Annotated in this window: 1 protein-coding gene and 1 pseudogene; both read right to left on the bottom strand. The window is 42.3% G+C overall.

The features are described 5' to 3' along the window. A pseudogene (locus QVP40_RS06075) lies at positions 1-1,128 on the bottom strand (hypothetical protein); the annotation flags it as partial. Positions 1,129-1,342: 214 nt separating this feature from the next. Further along, the gene (locus QVP40_RS06070; protein ID WP_022067587.1) at positions 1,343-1,768 is read right to left on the bottom strand and encodes a hypothetical protein; all 426 of its coding nucleotides are present in this window, start codon (positions 1,766-1,768) and stop codon (positions 1,343-1,345) included. Between the last annotated feature and the right edge of the window lie 73 nt (positions 1,769-1,841).

The following is a 1,841-nucleotide window of genomic DNA, read 5'->3' as shown; positions in this document are numbered from 1 at the left end:
GGAACCGATAAGCGTAATGGAACTGGTGTCAAGCCACAGTTCAAAATACAGTGCTGAATTTCCGTCTGCTGACGGATTCTTCCAGGAAATCAGCGGATAGCTTTCTGTTCCTGTCTCATCTGTAAAGCCAAATTCACGTCCTACGATCTTTCCTTCTGCATTTGTCCAGATTTTTGAATTGAACATTGCAGCCTCCGGATTAATCTCCTCGGAGCCTTCCTCCGGAAGGTCTGCCAGCGCGCTGTCCGCGCCTGCCACAAGCTGAGCATAAAGGTCTTCTCCGCCTCCGGCCTCTGACCACATATCCAGAAGGCCTTTCAGCTCCTGATCTTCTTTTGCAGTAGTCAGGACTTCCCTTAAAATGGAAAGTACTTCCTGCTCTGTAAGGATTTCTTCATAAACAGTGCAGTCCTCGCTGACACCCTCTACAGAAAGAGCTTCTTCCGTAACTGTCTCATCTCCGAAATTTTCAATCAGGATATTTCCATAACGATCAAGCAGAGTACTGAGCGTTTTGGTGTCCGGAAGAACGGTTGTCATATCAGAAACAATCTTTAAATAAGTTTCTATGGAAGCCTGATATTCTTCCATATAGGCCTGATATGCCGCGATATCCTCTTCGGACATTGCCCCTGTTTCATCTGCAATTGTCTCTTCCATGGAAGGAATCAATGGAATTGCCATATAGTTCTGAGAAAGCTCCGGAATCTGGAAATATTCCGTCATATTTGCCAGATCCATACAGATATTCATGGTGCCCACAGGTGCATCGTTTAAAAGAATATCTGCATTTATCGCTTCTTTGCCGTCTTTTATGATTTCCGTCATATCCATAGTGACAGTATTCAGCCAGGAAAAATCCATTCCCACCATAGCGCCGAGAACTGCTTTACCGGTTTCTTCCACTGTCAGTTTCATCTTTGCGTTAAAGCCTGTTTCCTGTCCCTTTTCATACTGTGCCATAACTGCATCCCAATATGCGGAAAAACCTGCAACCAGCTTATCCAGAGCTGCTTTTTCTGTCTCCTTATAGGAAGCAGCAAAAACCTGGCTTGTACCAGATAAAACCAGCGCTGATGCCGCCGCTGCCGCGGTCAGTTTTTTCATTATCTTTCTGGTTCGATTCATAGGGGAATCCTCCTCTCATTTTTCAGAATCATGTAATGATCTGTTCTGATTGAATATGGTGCTATTTTAACATGAAGCCGTTTACTAAGCAACAAAATTCTACAAAATATTCTAAAAACTCTATAAATGTTTGCCTTTTTACATGTTTTTGCACATATCAGAACCCCTGTGTTTTATCATATTCAGAAAAAGTCACAAAAATACATATTTGCATTTACTCTGTCCTGTTCTGATACGGAATGTATTTTTTCATTGTAATTTTTTCATGGGAAGTTCCTTCAAACTCCAGCTCTTCCGTCTGTTTCCATTCAGACAGATCCAGCGTCATAAAAAGCTGCGCCGGATAGATACGGTTCCAGCAGAAAAGGATCAGCTCTTCCGTTCTTTCCTTATAGTTTCCCGGATCTACTGTCTCCATCAGAGCAAAATCCCCTGATTCTGCCTGATCCGGAAAATTCTCATGACACTGCACTGTTACTCCGTGCATATTTCCGTACAAAGAGCTGGAATACTCATTCATCCAGAGTATTTTTCCCTGGCAGAGCTCCTGTATCTTTTCTGTCACAGTCTGGTCTCTGCTCTGTCTTCTGTGATTAAAAAGCATCCCGTTTCTGTCATCCACACATGCGATTACCTTCAATTTTTTACCCCCTGACATTTCATAAGTAATCTGACTAGTATAGAATAAATTAAATCTCTACTATATATTTTGA

The organism is Blautia sp. CAG:257 (genome assembly GCF_000433815.1).
Taxonomy (GTDB): Bacteria; Bacillota; Clostridia; order Lachnospirales; family Lachnospiraceae; genus Blautia_A; species Blautia_A caecimuris.
The sequence above is the reverse complement of the archived record's forward strand: the minus strand, read 5'-3'. Positions and strand labels throughout refer to the sequence as shown.